General features: G+C 69.2%; 16 protein-coding genes and 3 tRNA genes. 13 read left to right on the top strand and 6 right to left on the bottom strand.

What is annotated here, in order from left to right; translation table 11 throughout:
- Positions 1–9: 9 nt before the first annotated feature.
- A complete protein-coding gene (locus ACF1AK_RS03155; protein ID WP_391497024.1) occupies positions 10–303 on the bottom strand; it encodes a hypothetical protein in 294 nt (97 codons plus the stop codon).
- A gap of 248 nt (positions 304–551) precedes the next feature.
- Here ACF1AK_RS03155 and ACF1AK_RS03150 point away from each other — a divergent pair.
- Positions 552–624, top strand: a tRNA-Asn gene (locus tag ACF1AK_RS03150).
- A gap of 60 nt (positions 625–684) precedes the next feature.
- Positions 685–757, top strand: a tRNA-Asn gene (locus ACF1AK_RS03145).
- A gap of 110 nt (positions 758–867) precedes the next feature.
- Here ACF1AK_RS03145 and ACF1AK_RS03140 read toward each other — a convergent pair.
- Entirely contained in the window at positions 868–1,617 is a 750-nt protein-coding gene (locus ACF1AK_RS03140) for a trypsin-like serine peptidase (RefSeq protein ID WP_391497023.1), read from the bottom strand.
- 236 nt (positions 1,618–1,853) lie between these two features.
- Here ACF1AK_RS03140 and ACF1AK_RS03135 point away from each other — a divergent pair.
- Both ACF1AK_RS03135 and ACF1AK_RS03130 read left to right on the top strand, forming a co-directional pair.
- Positions 1,854–1,927: transfer RNA gene (locus tag ACF1AK_RS03135), tRNA-Ile, on the top strand.
- 347 nt (positions 1,928–2,274) lie between these two features.
- Positions 2,275–2,640, top strand: a complete 366-nt coding sequence (locus tag ACF1AK_RS03130) for a hypothetical protein (RefSeq protein ID WP_391497022.1) — start codon at positions 2,275–2,277, stop codon at positions 2,638–2,640.
- Between the two features lie 69 nt (positions 2,641–2,709).
- Here the strand turns inward: ACF1AK_RS03130 and ACF1AK_RS03125 are convergent, their stop codons facing one another.
- A complete protein-coding gene (locus tag ACF1AK_RS03125) occupies positions 2,710–4,371 on the bottom strand; it encodes a tyrosine-type recombinase/integrase (RefSeq protein WP_391497021.1) in 1,662 nt (553 codons plus the stop codon).
- Between the two features lie 289 nt (positions 4,372–4,660).
- Here ACF1AK_RS03125 and ACF1AK_RS03120 point away from each other — a divergent pair, with 289 nt between their 5' ends.
- Together ACF1AK_RS03120 and ACF1AK_RS03115 are read left to right on the top strand one after the other, a co-directional pair.
- Positions 4,661–4,918, top strand: coding sequence for a DNA-binding protein (locus tag ACF1AK_RS03120; RefSeq protein ID WP_391497020.1), 258 nt, complete (start codon positions 4,661–4,663; stop codon positions 4,916–4,918).
- Positions 4,919–4,993: 75 nt separating this feature from the next.
- A complete protein-coding gene (locus ACF1AK_RS03115) occupies positions 4,994–5,998 on the top strand; it encodes a recombinase family protein (protein WP_391497019.1) in 1,005 nt (334 codons plus the stop codon).
- Positions 5,999–6,014: 16 nt separating this feature from the next.
- Here the strand turns inward: ACF1AK_RS03115 and ACF1AK_RS03110 are convergent, their stop codons facing one another.
- Together ACF1AK_RS03110 and ACF1AK_RS03105 are read right to left on the bottom strand one after the other, a co-directional pair.
- Complete coding sequence (locus tag ACF1AK_RS03110; RefSeq protein WP_391497018.1) at positions 6,015–6,782, bottom strand: hypothetical protein; 768 nt, start codon at positions 6,780–6,782, stop codon at positions 6,015–6,017.
- 40 nt (positions 6,783–6,822) lie between these two features.
- A complete protein-coding gene (locus tag ACF1AK_RS03105; RefSeq protein ID WP_391497017.1) occupies positions 6,823–7,350 on the bottom strand; it encodes a hypothetical protein in 528 nt (175 codons plus the stop codon).
- A gap of 619 nt (positions 7,351–7,969) precedes the next feature.
- On the opposite strand from ACF1AK_RS03105, the gene ACF1AK_RS03100 reads away from it, so the two are divergent.
- The 3 genes from ACF1AK_RS03100 (at position 7,970) to ACF1AK_RS03090 (ending at position 10,535) form a co-directional block, all read left to right on the top strand.
- Positions 7,970–9,055: a ParB/RepB/Spo0J family partition protein gene (locus tag ACF1AK_RS03100; RefSeq protein WP_391497016.1), complete on the top strand. Its 1,086-nt coding sequence runs from the start codon at positions 7,970–7,972 to the stop codon at positions 9,053–9,055.
- A 180-nt stretch (positions 9,056–9,235) separates the two neighbouring features.
- Positions 9,236–9,403, top strand: a complete 168-nt coding sequence (locus ACF1AK_RS03095; RefSeq protein ID WP_391497015.1) for a hypothetical protein — start codon at positions 9,236–9,238, stop codon at positions 9,401–9,403.
- 868 nt (positions 9,404–10,271) lie between these two features.
- Positions 10,272–10,535: a hypothetical protein gene (locus tag ACF1AK_RS03090; RefSeq protein WP_391497014.1), complete on the top strand. Its 264-nt coding sequence runs from the start codon at positions 10,272–10,274 to the stop codon at positions 10,533–10,535.
- Positions 10,536–10,681: 146 nt separating this feature from the next.
- Here ACF1AK_RS03090 and ACF1AK_RS03085 read toward each other — a convergent pair whose 3' ends face one another.
- A complete protein-coding gene (locus ACF1AK_RS03085) occupies positions 10,682–10,867 on the bottom strand; it encodes a hypothetical protein (RefSeq protein WP_391497013.1) in 186 nt (61 codons plus the stop codon).
- Between the two features lie 450 nt (positions 10,868–11,317).
- Between ACF1AK_RS03085 and ACF1AK_RS03080 the strand changes: the two genes are divergently transcribed.
- The 4 genes from ACF1AK_RS03080 to ACF1AK_RS03065 all read left to right on the top strand — a co-directional run bounded on the left by ACF1AK_RS03080 (position 11,318) and on the right by ACF1AK_RS03065 (position 14,764).
- Positions 11,318–11,977, top strand: a complete 660-nt coding sequence (locus ACF1AK_RS03080; protein ID WP_391497012.1) for a ParB N-terminal domain-containing protein — start codon at positions 11,318–11,320, stop codon at positions 11,975–11,977.
- Complete coding sequence (locus tag ACF1AK_RS03075; RefSeq protein WP_391497011.1) at positions 11,970–13,382, top strand: ParB N-terminal domain-containing protein; 1,413 nt, start codon at positions 11,970–11,972, stop codon at positions 13,380–13,382. The genes ACF1AK_RS03080 and ACF1AK_RS03075 overlap by 8 nt, the downstream gene beginning before the upstream one ends.
- 78 nt (positions 13,383–13,460) lie before the next feature.
- Positions 13,461–14,126, top strand: coding sequence for a hypothetical protein (locus ACF1AK_RS03070; protein WP_391497010.1), 666 nt, complete (start codon positions 13,461–13,463; stop codon positions 14,124–14,126).
- A gap of 299 nt (positions 14,127–14,425) precedes the next feature.
- On the top strand, positions 14,426–14,764 hold the full coding sequence (locus ACF1AK_RS03065) for a hypothetical protein (RefSeq protein ID WP_391497009.1): 339 nt from the start codon (positions 14,426–14,428) through the stop codon (positions 14,762–14,764).
- Positions 14,765–14,926: the final 162 nt, after the last annotated feature.

Below are 14,926 nucleotides of genomic sequence, written 5' to 3'. Positions count from 1 at the left end.
GGACGGCGGTCAGGGCCGGTAGGTGCCCCAGCTGTCGTCCTCGCTCCTGGCCCGGTTGAAGTACGGCACCCGGTCGGTGACCGAGTTCGGCAGCCGGTCGCCGACCTTGCCGGCCACGGCGCCGGCGGCCTTCCCGGCCACCGCGCCGGCCTGCTGCCGGGCCTTGCCGGCGGCGCCCTGCACGGTGGGGTTCTGGGCGACCTGCCGGGTCACCCTGGCGATCTGCTCGTAGCGCTGGCGCCCCGCCCGCGTGCCCAGGACGTAGCCCGTCGCGAGTCCGACACCGAACGACAGCTTCCACATGGTCGGATTCCACCCTCTCCTGGCGGCCATTGCCGCATTGCCCTACCCCGTCCGCCGGGACGGTGAACCTTCGGTGACCCCAGCATCCACGGACGGGGCGCCCGGCGCGCGGGGAACGCGCCGGGCGGGGTCGTCCGGTGGCGGCCGGGGAAAGCGATTGGCGGACCACCCCCCCGAGTGCGCTAATGTATGTCCCGCAGCGAGCGCCGAGGAGCCCGGGAGACCGGGAGCCGGAGCGGGAAGCTCGATCCCCCATAGCTCAATTGGCAGAGCAGCCGACTGTTAATCGGCAGGTTATTGGTTCGAGTCCAATTGGGGGAGCTCGGGTGGCGGGCCCTCGGGTCCGGCGTCCGTGCGTGGTACGGGAGTTGTGTACCGCGATCCCGCATAGCTCAATTGGCAGAGCAGCCGGCTGTTAACCGGCAGGTTTTTGGTTCGAGTCCAAATGCGGGAGCTGCACCGGGTCCGCCCGGTGACTGCTCAGAGCGAAGGCCCCTCGGTAGACCGGGGGGCCTTCGTGTTGCCCGGGCCGCCCCGGGGGCGGCCCGGGCGGCGTGAGCCGGGTCACGCCACGGCCTGCTGGAAGAGCTCGGCGACCCGGTCGTCGAAGGTGACGCTGTACGAGGTGCCCGGCGTCTCGCCGCCCTCCTGGTAGCCGCCGATCACGCCGATCACCCGGCCGTTCGTGGTGAGCCAGGGGCTGCCGCTGGTGCCGTCCGTGTAGCCGGCGCAGTCGAACCGCGCCTGGGTCGGGCTCTGCGAGGCGGTCAGGCCCGAGCAGGTGATCGGCTCGTCGCGCTCGTTGGGGTAGCCGGTGACCGAGACCGCCAGGCCGAAGCCCTGGTCGGTGCCGAGCGGGTTGCCGCCGACGGCGTCCTCGACCTGCCGCCCGCCCGCCGGGCCCACGGTGACGAACGCCACGTCGTACTCGGGATCGGCGTCGGCGGACCAGCGGGGATCGACGGTGACCTTCTTCACCGGCCAACTCCCGTACGGTGAGTAGCCGTTGCGGTAGCCGGGGGTGAACACCAGGCCGTCCAGCAGGCCGACCCGGTGGTTCTCCACGCAGTGCGCGGCGGTCACCAGCAGATTGCGCCGCGGGCTCTGCACCACGCTCGCCGTGCACGCCCGGGGCCCTTGCGCGGTGTGCACCGCCAGCGTGCCGACCCGGTCCCAGGCGGGGTTCTGCGGGGCCACCACCGCCGTCCGCCCGCCGCCCTGTCCCGCGCCGCACGCGATCGCGGCGACCAGGAGCAGCGCCGCCGCGGTGGCCGTCCTGGCGGCGCGCGCGGTCCGGGCCGGGCGGGAGGGCATCGGGGGCTCCGTCTCGTCCTCGGGGCGGGAGCGGCCGTTCACGCGTCCCGCCGTTCGCGACCAAGATCTACCAGTCCGGCCCGCCCCGCGCCACCGCCGTCCGCCCGCCCCCGCGCGCGCACCCGTGTGCGCCCCCGGCGCGCACCACGGGTGATCGACCGGCTATGCTGCCCGGGACGGCCTTTCGGGGCCGTCTGCTGCTGCCGCGACCGGCCTGCCGTCGCGCACTGCGAACCGGGGCGGTAGCTCAGCCGGTTAGAGCAGGGGACTCATAATCCCTTGGTCGTGGGTTCGAGTCCCACCCGCCCCACACTCGGCCGTGATGGTTCGTCAGGCAGAAGAGCCACCTGACCAGGCAAAACGCCAGGGCTCCCGGGCAGAAGCATAGGGTAGGGGTCGGACCGGCCGCCGCCCAACACGCTGAGATTCACCCGCTCGGGGAAAACCCGGGGAACAGGCGCAGGACAGCCCTCCCCGCACGCCCGCGCGGGGGACCGCCCTCCGGCACCTTGACAGTCCGGCCCGTCGGCCGAGTCCCTTCCGCCGCAGAACGTCCGCAGACCGGGCCTCCGGTGAGTTCCGAAGTTCGCCGTTCGCCCCGCTCGCTGGTGAGGCATTCTCTGGGGCAGAAGACCGGATGCGGGTAGCGGGGGTGCCATGCGACGTGGTGACGCAGAGTACGCGGCGGCGCTGGAGGCTGCGGAGGAGATCCTGCTCGACTGGGTTACCCGGCCGTTCCAGCCGCTCTACTACTCCCGGCTCAGCGACATGCTCACGGACCGAGGCCACGCGGTGCCGGCGCACGAGGGGCCGATGCCGTACCTGCTGGAGGACGCGACCCGCGCCCACGGGGGGAAGGACATGCCGATGCTGTCGGCCGTCGTCGTGCTGAGGGAGACCGGTCGGCCGTCCGGCGGGTTCTTCAAGCTGGCGCGCCAGCAGCCCTTCGAGCGGCCGGGTGACGACACGGCGCTGTGGCTGGCGGAGCTGGCTTGGCTGGAGCGCGAGCACCGCACGGCCTGAGTCGCTGCGGAAACGCGGGAGGCGGTGGTGGCCTGCTGGCCGCCACCGCCTCCGACAGAGAGCGTCCGGCTACACCGTGGCAGGCGCCTTCTCTGCGGCTCGCTTCTCCCGGACGCGGCGCAGCGCCGTGAGTCGGCCGCCGCTGGCCGGGCGCACCTCGGGGGCTGCCGCCGGTGTTGCTTGGGCCGGTACAGCCGCGACGGGCGCGGGGGGCGGCTCGGGCGTGGCCGTAGCCGCAGCGGGCGCTGGTGCGGCCGGTCGGCCGGAACGGGGGACGACCGCGAGGGCGGCTTCGGCCTGGACCCGCTGCACCTCGGGGAGGACGTTGGTGTAGGTGTCCATCGTGATCTTGATGGTCGAGTGGCCGAGCTGTTCGGAGATCTCCTTGGGCTTCGAGCCGCCGACGTGGGCGATGCACGCCGCCCCGTGGCGGAGGCCGTGCAGGGTGATCGGCGGCATCTGGGCGAGTTCGACGAGCTTCTTGAACCGGTGGGTGAGGTAATCCGGGTGGTATCCGGAGCCGTCCTCCTGGGCGAACACCCGGCCCTCGTTCTTCCAGGCCGGACCGGCCTTGATCCGCTGCTTGGCCTGGAGGAGCCGCCGCTTCTCCAGCAGTCGGGCCGACTCGGTGTCCAGGGACAGGATGCGCTCGGACCCGGCCTTCGGTGTCGTCCCGAACAGCTTGTAGGCGATCGAGACGACTTGGCGGCTGATGGTCACGGACATGGCGTCGAGATCAACCTCAGTCCAGGACAGGGCACACGCTTCACCGCGGCGCGGCCCTCGGAGCGCCATGAAGTGCCAGAGGTCGAACAGCGGGTCGTTGACGGTGAAGTCGAGGAATTCGCCGGTCAGCTGGGGCGTCCAGACCATCACCTTGCCCGGAATCTCGCCGGTCTCGCGCCACCTGGCGACTCGGGCTGGAGTCCAGAGCATGGGCTTCGGCGGCGACGCCGAGGGCAGCTCGACCAGCTCGGCCCAGTTCTTCCGGACCTCCTCGGCGCGGACGGCGTCCGCAAGGGCTGAGGAGAGCGTCGCCTTGATGCGGTGCTGGGTGGGGAGGTCGGTGATGCGCCGCATCTTCTTGCGCTCGCTGGCGAGAAGTTCGCGGGCGTCGTGCCAGGAAGCGCGCAGGACCGGCCGGTCCGTCTTGGAGCCGTTGCGCCACGCCTCCCGCTTGCGCTCGCAGTCCTCGGTGAGGAGTGCGACGTACTCGCGGTGGGCCTGGATGGTGGTGTTGCGGTCTTGGATGCCCGCGAACATCGCCTCGATGTGGTGCTTGCGCACCGCCCGGCGGTCGACCTGGCCGGCGAAGGGGTTGATGTGGAGCCGGATGTGCTCCTCGTACTTGTCGGCGGTGGACAGTGCGACGCTCTTCTTCTTCTCCACCCACCGCAGCAGGTACTCGCCGAACGTCTCCTCCACGGTCACGTCCAGGCCAGCCTGGATGTCCTCCCAGGTCGTCTTGGCCTCCGCGATCGCGTCGTCCTGCGTCCGGAAGCCGCCGCGGCGGACCCGGATCGGGGCCCTGCCGGTGGTGTCGGAGTCGGCGTAGAGGAAGAAGTACCAGCTGCCGTGTCCTCGTGTTTCGAGGTCGGGGCAGGCCGAGCCGAGTTCGGCGAGTTTCGGGGTGCCGTCCCGGTTCAGGATCGGCTGGCCCTTTTTCGGGCCGCGCTGGTAGACCTTCGGGCCTTTGCAGGTGCACCTCTTGTAAGTCCGCTTCTCGAACATGCGTCCGAGCCTTGCCTTTCGTTTCGCTTCTTTGCTGGCCGTGGGCCTCCACGGGCAGTCACTAGAATATGTGTTCTATTATGCCTCATCGTGCGCCGGTTGTGTACGTAACGACCCCTACTGCCAGGGGACTTGGCGGTTGGGTGGAGGTGTTGGGCGGGTCGGTCGATTGTTGTATGTCCACGACTTTCGCTATCGTTGGTTGCCCATCGTTACCTTTACCGGTCTTTCCGGCCCGGGTAGGCTGGACCCAAGTTGGCGCGGGGGAGATCGCGACAACGTACTGAACATGAAGATCGACAAGTCTGATGAGCGGGCCGTGAAGGCCGAGCGGGGCATGACGCTGCGCGAGGTTCTGAGTCTGCCTGTCACGATCAGTGTGACGACGGCAGCGAGCGCGCTCGGGATGGGCCCGAACAAGGCGTACGAGGCGATCAAGGCGGGGACGTTTCCGCTGGACCTGATCGCCGTGAGCGGCACGCGACGTGTCCTCACCGCGTCCTTGTGGAGGTTGCTCCAGGTCGAGGGACTTGTCATGGATTCGTGACGGGCACCACGTGATGGTGACACTTTGAAGTGTCGCCATCACGAGGTGCCGGTGGCGCGATGGGATGGGACACAGGTGGCACCGAGAATCTTCGGCTTCGCGGACGCGGCCAAGCGCGCCTTGCTCGAAGACGAGGCACAGGCTGTACGGGCGGCCGTGGAGCGCCGCATCGGCGGGGAGCCCTACGCCGTCGGTGCGGCCTCCTTGCGCGCCGCGGGCCTCGTAGGCACTCTCGGCTCCCCGTTCACCGGCAAGACCCTGGCCCGGCTCCTGAGAAACCCGGCCATCGCCGGTCTCACGTACGGCCCGGACGGCAAACTCGTCGACGCCGGCCACCCGGGCATGATCACCCCTGCCCAGTTCGCCCAGCTCCAGAAGCAGGACGCCGCCGAGACGGCGAAGAAGAACAAGGGCGGTAGCGCCGCCGAGCCGGTGCCCGACTACGACTATCTGTTCGGCTCGACCGATCTCGTGACGTGCGGCCTGTGCGGAGCCAGCACCCAGGGGCTGCGCACCAACGCGGGCCACCCCGGCTACTGCTGCCCGGACGGGCCCCGCGCCGACCGGCCGGGGGAGTGCGGCAAGGTCCGCATCTCCGCCGGGCTCCTCGAAGACCACGCCGGCGAGCAGATCGTCGCCCGCCTGATGCTGCCCGGCACCCAGAAGTCCCTGGAAGCCGCGCGCGAAGAGGCACGCCGGGAGCTGGCGACGCACCGGGACCGGCTGGCGGAGGTCCGTGCCACGGTCGACTCCCTCGGCACGATGGTGCTCCGCAAGCAGATCACCGCCAAGAGCGCCGGGATCGCCAAGGCCGAGGCTGCACGGGAGACGAAGGCCCTCAACCGGGCGATCCGACGTCTGGAGCGTGCTGCGGCGACGCCGGTCACCGGTAGCGTGGACGAGTTGGTCGCCTGGTGGAACACGGCGCCCTCCGAAGCGAAGGCCGGGCTGGCGTTGCTCATGCTGTACCGCATCGACATCTTCCAGGCAGGCCGGGGGACGCGCACGATCAAGCCCGGCCGGGTGAAGCTGTGGTGGCGACACCTGCCGCCGCCGCCCGACCTTCGCACCGCCGCTTAGTCAACCCGCGGGCAGGTCAGCGGCTGCTGTGTCGTGCGCGGATCGAGACAGCGATGCCGCTGAACAGGAACAGCCCGAACAGCCCGGCGGACGAGGAACTCACAGCGTCCTGCACGCTGGTGCTCCACGCGTCGCCCCGGATCTGGGTGACGGCGACGAAAGCGGCCTCGGTGCCTCCCCAGAGTGCGGAGGCGAATCCGCTGGCGGCGATCAGCCCCTGCGCGGCGGCGATGGAGCGGTGGCCCCCTCGCGCGTTGCAGATCGCCAGGGGCAGGCAGTCCCAGGCGACGGCGATGCCGGTCACTGCCCAGTAGGCGTCGATGACCAGTAGGTAGATGGCGGCGCCGGCATCGGCGTACCCGTTGATCAAGTCGATGCCGCTCGGCGCTGAGAGACCCAGCACGGTGATCGCCACGGCGACTCCGAAGGCCGCACCGAAGCGGACACGCAAGGCGCGCCGCCAGGCGTCTCGTTGGTAGGTCCAGGTGACGAGGAACGCTTGGAGGCTCACCACGGTCAGGATTCCGAGCAGGTGCACCATCACCATGCCGAGGTTGTCGACTCCGGTGACGGATTCGATCCGGGCGCTGACGCCGGGCAGAGCGAAGAAGATCGAGGCGGAGCCACTGGAAGCGGCGGCGTAACGGCTCCAGCGGTCCAGGGGCCATCTGCCAGCCCGGGAGTACCGGGTTCCCCGGCTTCGTATCGCCAGGCGGATGGTTGTGGCGGCGGTTGCGGTGGCGACGACCAGGGCTGCGCCGAGGATTGGGGCCGCGAAGTCCATCGTTCTCTTTCGGTTGGTGCCGCCGCAGACTGCGGCAGGTTCAGCTGTAAAGCCCTTGGATCTCCTGGCGGCTCGCCTCGGCAGCCTCGGCGCGCGACAGCCGCCCACGTCGTCGGGGCTTGCGACTGTCGTCGGCGGGCGTCGCGTCCGGGGCGGCCTTCAAGCCGCGCGCCGCCCGAAGGGCATGTGCGGCTTGAAGAAGCCCCTCAACGCCGCTCTCGCCGAGTTCGGCGACCAGGCGCAGCGCCTCGCGGGCCTGCTCGTAGCCGTAGTAGACCTCCAGCGAATCCAGGTCCTGGGGCCCGGGCAGAAGGAACGCCGGCGGGCATTCGAATGCCTGGCCCAGCCCCACAATGGTACGGCAGGGAGGATTCGCTTTAGTCCCGTTTAACGTGTGGTGAATCACTGTGTGGTCGAGGCTTGGCTTACCACTCTCATCCACCGTCCGCGCTGCAAGATCACGGATGGTGGGGACCTTCCCTGTCTCTCTGGCGAGGCGTTCGCGTAGGAACGCGAGCTTCGCGGACAGGCTCCACATACTGTCGGCGGTGGGGGAGCGCGTGGACATCTTGGATTCCCGGTGTTTCTGCACCGCGCAGCGGCTTCTTGTTGGCGATCGGCAACAGGAAGTCTAGCCGCTCCGCCGTCTGTGAATGGACGGGCCGACTTTTGACAGCCCATGGATTCGCATGCAAGCTAAGGCAGGCTGCGGGCCATCCAACCAGCTCAGCGGCCCTTTGGCCTTCGCTGAACCATGCCGGGGCCGAGTCCGCGCGGCTGCATCCAGGCACCCGCGCCCGCACATGGGGGCTTCTCGGTGGTTATCGACAGCGCAGGGGTGGCGCGCGTGCTCGCAGAGCTTCGCCAGGCCGGGGTGGAATCCGAGCCCGGTGGTGGAAACCCCCTGGCTGGCCGCGCGGTGCTTGGTGCCCTCGTGCTTCTCGGGACTCCGAAGGCGGCGGATCGGATATCGCTGAATGCCCCTGCGGTTCGTGCTGAAACCCCTCGCTCGCATGGTGGTTCGTGACCGATGAGCCGGTTATTCAGGGTCTCTGAATAATCCTGGCGGGTCGACGGGAAATTTTGATCTTGTTCTGCCCCGGTGTTGTGCCCCCATCTCAATGAGTATAGAATCTAAACAAGAGAGAGGGGGACGGACCTCCTCACTACCGGATGGGAACAACACCATGGCCAAGCAGCTCAAGATGACCCAGATCCACGCCAACCCGGCCCAGCCCCGCGAGTACTTCGACGAGGAGAAGATGAACGAACTCATCGCCTCCGTGAAGAAGCACGGCGTGATGACCGCGATCGAGGTCCGCCGGCGCCCCCAGGGCGGCTACGAGATCGTCATGGGCGAGCGCCGGTACCGCGCCAACAAGGAGGTCGGCAACCCCACCATCAAGGCCGAGATCGTCGACGTCCCTTCCGACATCAAGGCGTTCGTCCGCTCCATGGCCGAGAACGTCAACCGGGCCGACATGACGCCGCTGGAGGAGGGTCGGGGCTACCGGCGCATCCTCGACGAGGACACCAACGACGACGGCAGCCCCCTCACCGAGGCCGACGTGGCCAAGTCCTTCGGCAAGACCCCCCGCTACATCAAGATCCGCCTCCAGCTGCTCGACCTGATCCCCGCCGTCCAGCACCACCTGACCCACGGCCACATCGGCACCGCCGCCGCCCACCGCATCTCCGAGCTCAAGCCCGAGAACCAGCAGGCCGTCATCACCAAGTGGGCCAAGGGCGGAGAGGGCGGCCAGCCGATGGACGAGAACACCCTGCTCCACTTCGCCCACCAGGTCCGCGAGCAGGAGCGCCAGCCCTCGATGTTCGACATCGCGGAGCTGAGCGAGGAGGAGAAGGCCGAGCGCGTCGCCGTCCAGAAGAGCACCCGCAACAAGCTCGACCAGATCGAGCGGGTTCGCGCCCTGCTGGAGGAGCTGGCCAAGACCCCCGTCGAGGATCTGGCCACCGCCCTGGAGGGCCAGCTGAGCACCCGCCTGGACCAGCTGGAGCGCACCGCCAAGAGCGTCCAGGACGCCAAGTTCCAGATCCGGCAGGCCAAGGCCCTCGCCGACGCCAAGGAGGTCGTCGCCTCCGCCGCGGCTCAGGCCCCCAACCTGGCCGAGCCCGACGACGAGGACGACTCGACCGAGCCCGCCGACCTCGACGCCGAGTTCGCCGACATGCTGGCCCAGGTTGTGGCCGAGGGTGCGACCGCCGACGGCGACACCGCCACCGACGAGACCCCGGTGCCCGTCGCCGCCTGACGGCCTACCCGCCGGCGGCCCCGAAAGGGGCCGCCCGGGAGGGCCCGGTCGTACGGACGCTTCCGCAGGCCGGAGTGATACCCCGGGCCCGCCCGTATGTGGACGGCCCCGGCTGCGCCTCCGGGCCGAATCCGCTGCAAGATGACCCGAACGACTTCACTCAGGGAAGGACCGGACCACATGCCTCGGCCCGACTGGATCCAGATGCCCCCCACCGCCTGGTACGGGAAGGGGAGCCAGGACGCACTGTTCGCCCCGTCCGGCGATAACCCGGACACCGACGACTTCGGGACCGCCCCGTTCGACGGCTGCACCGTGGAAGAACTGGAGTCCACGGACCTGCCCTAGACCCTCAACTTGTATGGGGACTCATTGGTGATACGGTCTGCATGTCACCGAGGAGCGGAACCGCCCCATCCGGAACCACCCCCCGGTGACACGCGCCGTGACACCCCCCTCACGGTCCTGGATGGCGGCACTCCCCCCGCGCCCCACCTTCCAGAACCGGGCCGCTCCCGTGAGCAGGCCACGAGGGGAAACGCCAGCCAGCACGTCACGACCAAGGCCCGCCCGACCGCTCCGCGTTGGGCGGGCCTGCGCACACCCAAGGAGCAGCACATGCCCGACACCTACAGGGCCAACGACGCAGCAGACCCCGAGGCGTACGCCCGGCTGATGCAGGAACGATACGGACCCCTCTCCGCGCTCTGTGCAGAACGGGACCACCCCAGACCTCCCCAGCCGACAAAGCCCGGACCCCGGAAATACAGCACCCGCTGGCCCGACCCGAACGCGGCCCGTCACCGCGAACTGCTGCTCCTGGCCCTCAACTCCCACCGCCAGAGGACGACACCGAAGTGACCGCCACCAGCACCACCGAACCCGACCGCACCCCGCCCTGGCCCGGAGCCATCTGGTGCAAGGCGTGCGACTCCTGGTGCGATCCCGTCTCCGCCCTCTGCCGGTGCAACAACCGATGACTGGACCCCAGCCGGCGCCCGGACAGGAGTACATCTCCTGCCACCCGCTCGACGAAGGACGCCGAATTCGGATCATCGCCCTCAGCGGCGGCCGGGCCGAGGTCGAGACCCTCGACGGCCCACCCCCGGCGCCGGGACATCCTCCTCGGAGCCCTCCACCCGACCGCGACCACCGCGATGGGACACGTCCGACGGACCGGCTACCGTCTACTCGACCCAGCGGAACGGAGCCCGAAGTGACCCAGCAGGAGCGCCCCCAGGCAGGCCCACAGCGGCCCACCGCCACCACCATCACCGACCCCGAGCTGGACGCCCTCTGGGACCGCGCGCACGCCGCCGAAACCCAGCTCGCCGACGCCAGAGCCCGCCTCGCTGCAGCCGTCGACCTCCTGCATGCCGGCACGAGCCCGCTCCACCAGCGAGCCGGAATCGTCCGGCGTCTCTGCACCGGCGAGGTCACCCCCGAGCAGGCCCGCCATCTAGACCGAGGCGAAGGCTAAGCCCTCCCCGCGAACGTGTGCCCGGCCGAGTCCCCTCCCGGCCGGGCACACCCATGTTCCGGCCCCAGTGAAGCGAGCACGGTACGCGAAGTACGTTTCACTGAGCTCGCCCGATCCGCCCACCCGCGGGGAGGATCCCCAGCGGGCTACTTTCCGCCGGTGAAGAAGGTGGCTGCGGTGATGCACAACATGACGGCTGCGAAGAACGCTGCGGCGCCGCCGCGTACGGCGGCGGGCCAGCTGGCGCCATCGGCACGAGACACCAGCCCCGAGACAAGAGCCGCCAGCAATCCGATCAAGAAGATGCAAGCAGCAAGAAGGGCACGTTCCACGCTCTACCTCCCTGTGGGAGGTCGAGCCGATCCAGCGCAGGGCAGGTCGGTTCGACCTCCCGCCTAAGCGGACAAGGTTCGAACCGAGATCCCTGCCGGCGCATCGTCTCGTACAGCAGGTGTTGATCGCGCGATCCACACCTCTACTGCCTGGTGGCGAACCACCTGCCCCTGCCGGGGCCTGCTCTTCCCGCAACTATGCAGGTAGCCGTACGTTCCCGTTACGCGCCGGCGCAACGAAGAACATCTAGGCATACGAGCACTCTCCTCTGCAATCAGGGGAGAGCGGGTGCGGCCTGTTCGGCCAGACCACCCAACAGGAGTCTTCATGAACCTCTCGCTGCTCGTCAAACGCCCTGTTCAAGCCGGTACATGAGGAACGCCGCAGCTGTGTCGTCTAGGCTGTTGCCGCGTAGGGCGCGGGGAATCGGCCTACGAAAGACCAGCTCCGTGCCTCAGCGTGAACCGATCGACCGGATCGTCGACTCCCTGCTGCCGCTCGCCGTCCCGATCGGCGACCTGACCCGCTACCACCGCAACCCGCGGCGCGGCGACATCAACTCCGTCGCCGACTCCCTCAAGTGGCACGGCCAGTTCAAGCCGATCGTCGTCAACAAGGGCTCGCTGACCGGCCGCCCGAACGAGATCCTGGCCGGCAATCACACCTGGGACGCCGCCGTTCAGCGCGGCTGGGACCAGATCGCCGTGACGTGGGTCGACGTGGACGACGATGATGCCGCGAAGATCGTCATCGTCGACAACCGCACCTCCGACCTCGCCGGGTACGACACCGAACTCCTCGCCGACATCCTGTCCTCCCTCCCGGACCTCGACGGCACCGGCTACGACCAAGACGCCGTGGACGACCTCCTCGACTCGATCGAGCTGCCGTCCCAACTCGCCGCGGAGACCACCGACAGGGAAGGCGACAAGACCGCCGACGAGCACCTTCAGTGGGGCTTCGTCCAGTGGGGCACGACCCGCGTGCAGATCACCAAGGACGAGGTGGAGCGGCTGAACAACGTCCACGACGCCTTCTACACCGCGCGGGGCACCGACACCGGGTTCGCCCACTACCTCCTCGACCAGCGGGAGCTGGCCGATGCCTGAGTTCATCGAGTCGTACCCGATCGGGCAGCTCAAGCCCGCCCCCTACAACCCGCGCCGCCTCAGCGAGGAGGCGTTCGACCGCCTCCAGCGATCCCTGGCCCTGTTCGGCTGCGTGAAGCCCGTCATCGTCAACGGGAACCACATCCTCGTCGCGGGCCACCAGCGAACCAAGTCGCTGAAGGCCATCGGGCAGACCCATGCCCCGGCGATCCTCCTCGACGGTCACGTCAGTACGCAGGACGAAGTGCAGTTCAACCTGCTCCACAACAGCATCGAGACGGACGGCTCCAAGGTCCGGGTGCCGGCGTCCGAACCGGACGCCCACGGCTGGGAGTGGATCGCCCCCGAAGACGTGACCGCAGTCTCCCGCTCCAACCCCGCTGTCCAGGCGGAGATCCGGCGCCTCGTCACCCGGTACGGCACCTGGGGGTCCGTCGTCGCCGACTCGGCCGGCAGGGTCATCCTCAACAACGACTACGCCGTGGTCGTCGCCGACCTCAAGCTGCCGCTGCTGTGCTACCGGCTGTCCGTGCAGGAAGCCGACGAGCTGGCGGTGTGGCTCGACGGCGACTACGGCGTCTACGACTACACCCAGCTCGGCATCAAGGCGTACTCGCAGCACTGGTGCCAGATGCACCGCCTCGGCGGCGACGACGGCGACTCCAACAAGTCCACCACCTACGAGCAGCACGTCCTTCCCGCGTTGCGCCCTGGCCAGCGGATCATGGACTTCGGCGCCGGAGAGCTGGCCTACATCAAGCGGATCAAGGCCCAGGGCTTCGATGCGCACTGGTACGAGCCGCACGTCAAGGCCGCCGGCAAGCAGAACGCGTTGGATGTCGCGGCGACGGTCTCGCACATCCGCGACCTCCAACGGGACATCCCCGCGAACGGCCTGTACGACGTCGTTGTGCTCGACAGCGTGATCAACTCGATCACGTCGCTGGACTTCGAGGCGGCCGTCGTCATCGCCTGCAACTCGCTGCTCGCCAAGGACGGCACCTTCTACACCGGGACACGCTCCCTCGGCTCCGTCGAGCGCAGGGTCAGCGGCAAGAAGGCCCGCAACAACGGCCGCTACCGGCGCAGCATCGAGTTCCTGGACGAGGACGGCTTCACCGCGTCGTTCAGGCAGGGCGTCTGGACCATGCAGCGGTTCCACGACCCCGCATCGCTGCGGGCCCTCATGGAGCGGTACTTCGAGGAGGTCGAGACCCGGGGCAACCCCAACGGCGGCAACATCTACGCCGTGTGCCGGAAGCCGAAGGCCATCCCGGAGGAGCAGCGGCGGGCCGCCCTGGAGCTGGAGTTCAACATGGAGTACCCGGGGGACTACCGGCACAACAGGCACAAGCCGCTGGTCGAGGCGCTGATGCGGGCCTGCCGGGACCGCGACGGCGCTTAGGACAACCCCTTCAATGAGTATAGAATAGATATGTAAGGTAATCCTCAACTGGCAGATGGGATAAGCAAGTTGCCATCCATGACCGTCCAAGTCGGAGACCGCAGGTATCGGCACCTGTGGCTCAAGTACGTCACCGGCATCGACCTCAGCCGGCACTGCGCGGTCGCCCTCCACGGCCGCTACAGCCGGCTTGTCGACGAACGAACCCAGGAAGCCACCATCGACCTGGACGAGTTCCCGCACGCACTCGCCTGGTACCTGTGCGGCGTCACCACCGCCCCCTACAGGTGGGACGACAACCCGCACTTGGCCGTCGAGGCCGCCCCCGGCCACACCGAGACCCTGAACGTGAAGGGCCTCACCGTCCACCTCGACGGCGTCAAGCCCATCCACTTCACCGACGCCGACATACCCGACGACGACCCGAACGCCAACGACCAGGCCTACAACACCTGCCGCAACTGGCAGTTCGCCCACTACCTCCGGGCCCGAGGCGTGCCCGACGTCCACGGCGACCGCCCGCGCATCACCAGCCTGCGCCCGGGCGCCGGCCAAGGCGAGCTGCTCCCCAAGCCCCCCAGGGTCAAGCCCACCGACGGCCAAGGCGACCGCACCCGCACCAACCGGTGGACCAGAACGGCCAGCGCCGAGACGCAGTCCCCGGCCGCCGACCGGCAACTGCCCCTCGCGGCCGCCGACGACCCGCGCTTCGCCCCGCCGGACACCCGGCCGCCCGGCCGCTGACGCTCCGCGCGGCGGCGAAGCACGCCCTCCGGCCGGGCCCGGGATGCCCGGGCCCGGCCGATCGCCGCTCACCCCACGGACGCGGGGGTGTGGGCACGGATGTCGCAAACAGGCTTCCTGCGGCCCCTGCGCCGACTCGGCGGCGAGCCCGGGCCGGCATCGGGCCCGGATAGCGATGTCCCCGCAGGTGGTCGAGCCCAGAAGCGATCCTGCTCGGCTTCGTCCCGATCGGGCGTCATGAGGAGCCACCAGTCAGCCCAGACCTTCTCGTGACGCGGGGGCTGCTTTAGCCTACGGGCATGGCAGACAGCATCGATACGCCCGACGAAGGGTCGGCTGACGACATTGTCGACAGCCTGGCAGAAGTGCTTGAAGTGGTTCCCGCGAGAGATCACGACCCGGACGAGCCGCTGGAGCCCCTTGGGGGCATCCCGTACGGCGACATCGTGAGTGGAGCAGCAGGCTTCGCCGCAGCGGCTGCTGTCGTCGTGCAGGCCAAGATCGGTGCCCGGGCTCAAGTTCGCACAGCCGAGATCGACGCCGAGGCCCGGCGAGTGGAGGCGATTGAAGCGACGAGGCGTGAGGAGCTGCGCCAGCAGGGTAGCCAGCCTGCGCCCGAGCCGCCCGTGGCCGACTGACATGCTTCGCTGAACTACGCAACAGGAACGGCGGGCTGGGGCTTGAAGCCGACTGGTGGGGGGGGGGGGGGTCCGGCGGGTGGGACCCGCGCCCCCCCCCGGGGGCGAGGGGGGGGGGGGGGGGGGGCGGGGGCCCGGCGCCCGCCCCCGCGGGGGGGGGTT

Origin of the sequence: Kitasatospora sp. NPDC015120, assembly GCF_043080305.1 — a bacterium.
In the GTDB taxonomy this organism is placed as follows: domain Bacteria; phylum Actinomycetota; class Actinomycetes; order Streptomycetales; family Streptomycetaceae; genus Kitasatospora.
This window is presented reverse-complemented; position numbering and strand designations above follow the sequence as displayed.

Excerpts from the sequence above, each read along its gene's own strand:
- ACF1AK_RS03155 (WP_391497024.1), bottom strand. The coding sequence starts at position 303 with ATGTGGAAGCTGTCGTTCGGTGTCGGACTCGCGACGGGCTACGTCCTG.
- ACF1AK_RS03140 (WP_391497023.1), bottom strand. The coding sequence starts at position 1,617 with ATGCCCTCCCGCCCGGCCCGGACCGCGCGCGCCGCCAGGACGGCCACC.
- ACF1AK_RS03130 (WP_391497022.1), top strand. The coding sequence starts at position 2,275 with ATGCGACGTGGTGACGCAGAGTACGCGGCGGCGCTGGAGGCTGCGGAG.
- ACF1AK_RS03125 (WP_391497021.1), bottom strand. The coding sequence starts at position 4,371 with ATGTTCGAGAAGCGGACTTACAAGAGGTGCACCTGCAAAGGCCCGAAG.
- ACF1AK_RS03120 (WP_391497020.1), top strand. The coding sequence starts at position 4,661 with ATGAAGATCGACAAGTCTGATGAGCGGGCCGTGAAGGCCGAGCGGGGC.
- ACF1AK_RS03110 (WP_391497018.1), bottom strand. The coding sequence starts at position 6,782 with ATGGACTTCGCGGCCCCAATCCTCGGCGCAGCCCTGGTCGTCGCCACC.
- ACF1AK_RS03105 (WP_391497017.1), bottom strand. The coding sequence starts at position 7,350 with ATGTCCACGCGCTCCCCCACCGCCGACAGTATGTGGAGCCTGTCCGCG.
- ACF1AK_RS03100 (WP_391497016.1), top strand. The coding sequence starts at position 7,970 with ATGGCCAAGCAGCTCAAGATGACCCAGATCCACGCCAACCCGGCCCAG.
- ACF1AK_RS03095 (WP_391497015.1), top strand. The coding sequence starts at position 9,236 with ATGCCTCGGCCCGACTGGATCCAGATGCCCCCCACCGCCTGGTACGGG.
- ACF1AK_RS03075 (WP_391497011.1), top strand. The coding sequence starts at position 11,970 with ATGCCTGAGTTCATCGAGTCGTACCCGATCGGGCAGCTCAAGCCCGCC.
- ACF1AK_RS03070 (WP_391497010.1), top strand. The coding sequence starts at position 13,461 with ATGACCGTCCAAGTCGGAGACCGCAGGTATCGGCACCTGTGGCTCAAG.
- ACF1AK_RS03065 (WP_391497009.1), top strand. The coding sequence starts at position 14,426 with ATGGCAGACAGCATCGATACGCCCGACGAAGGGTCGGCTGACGACATT.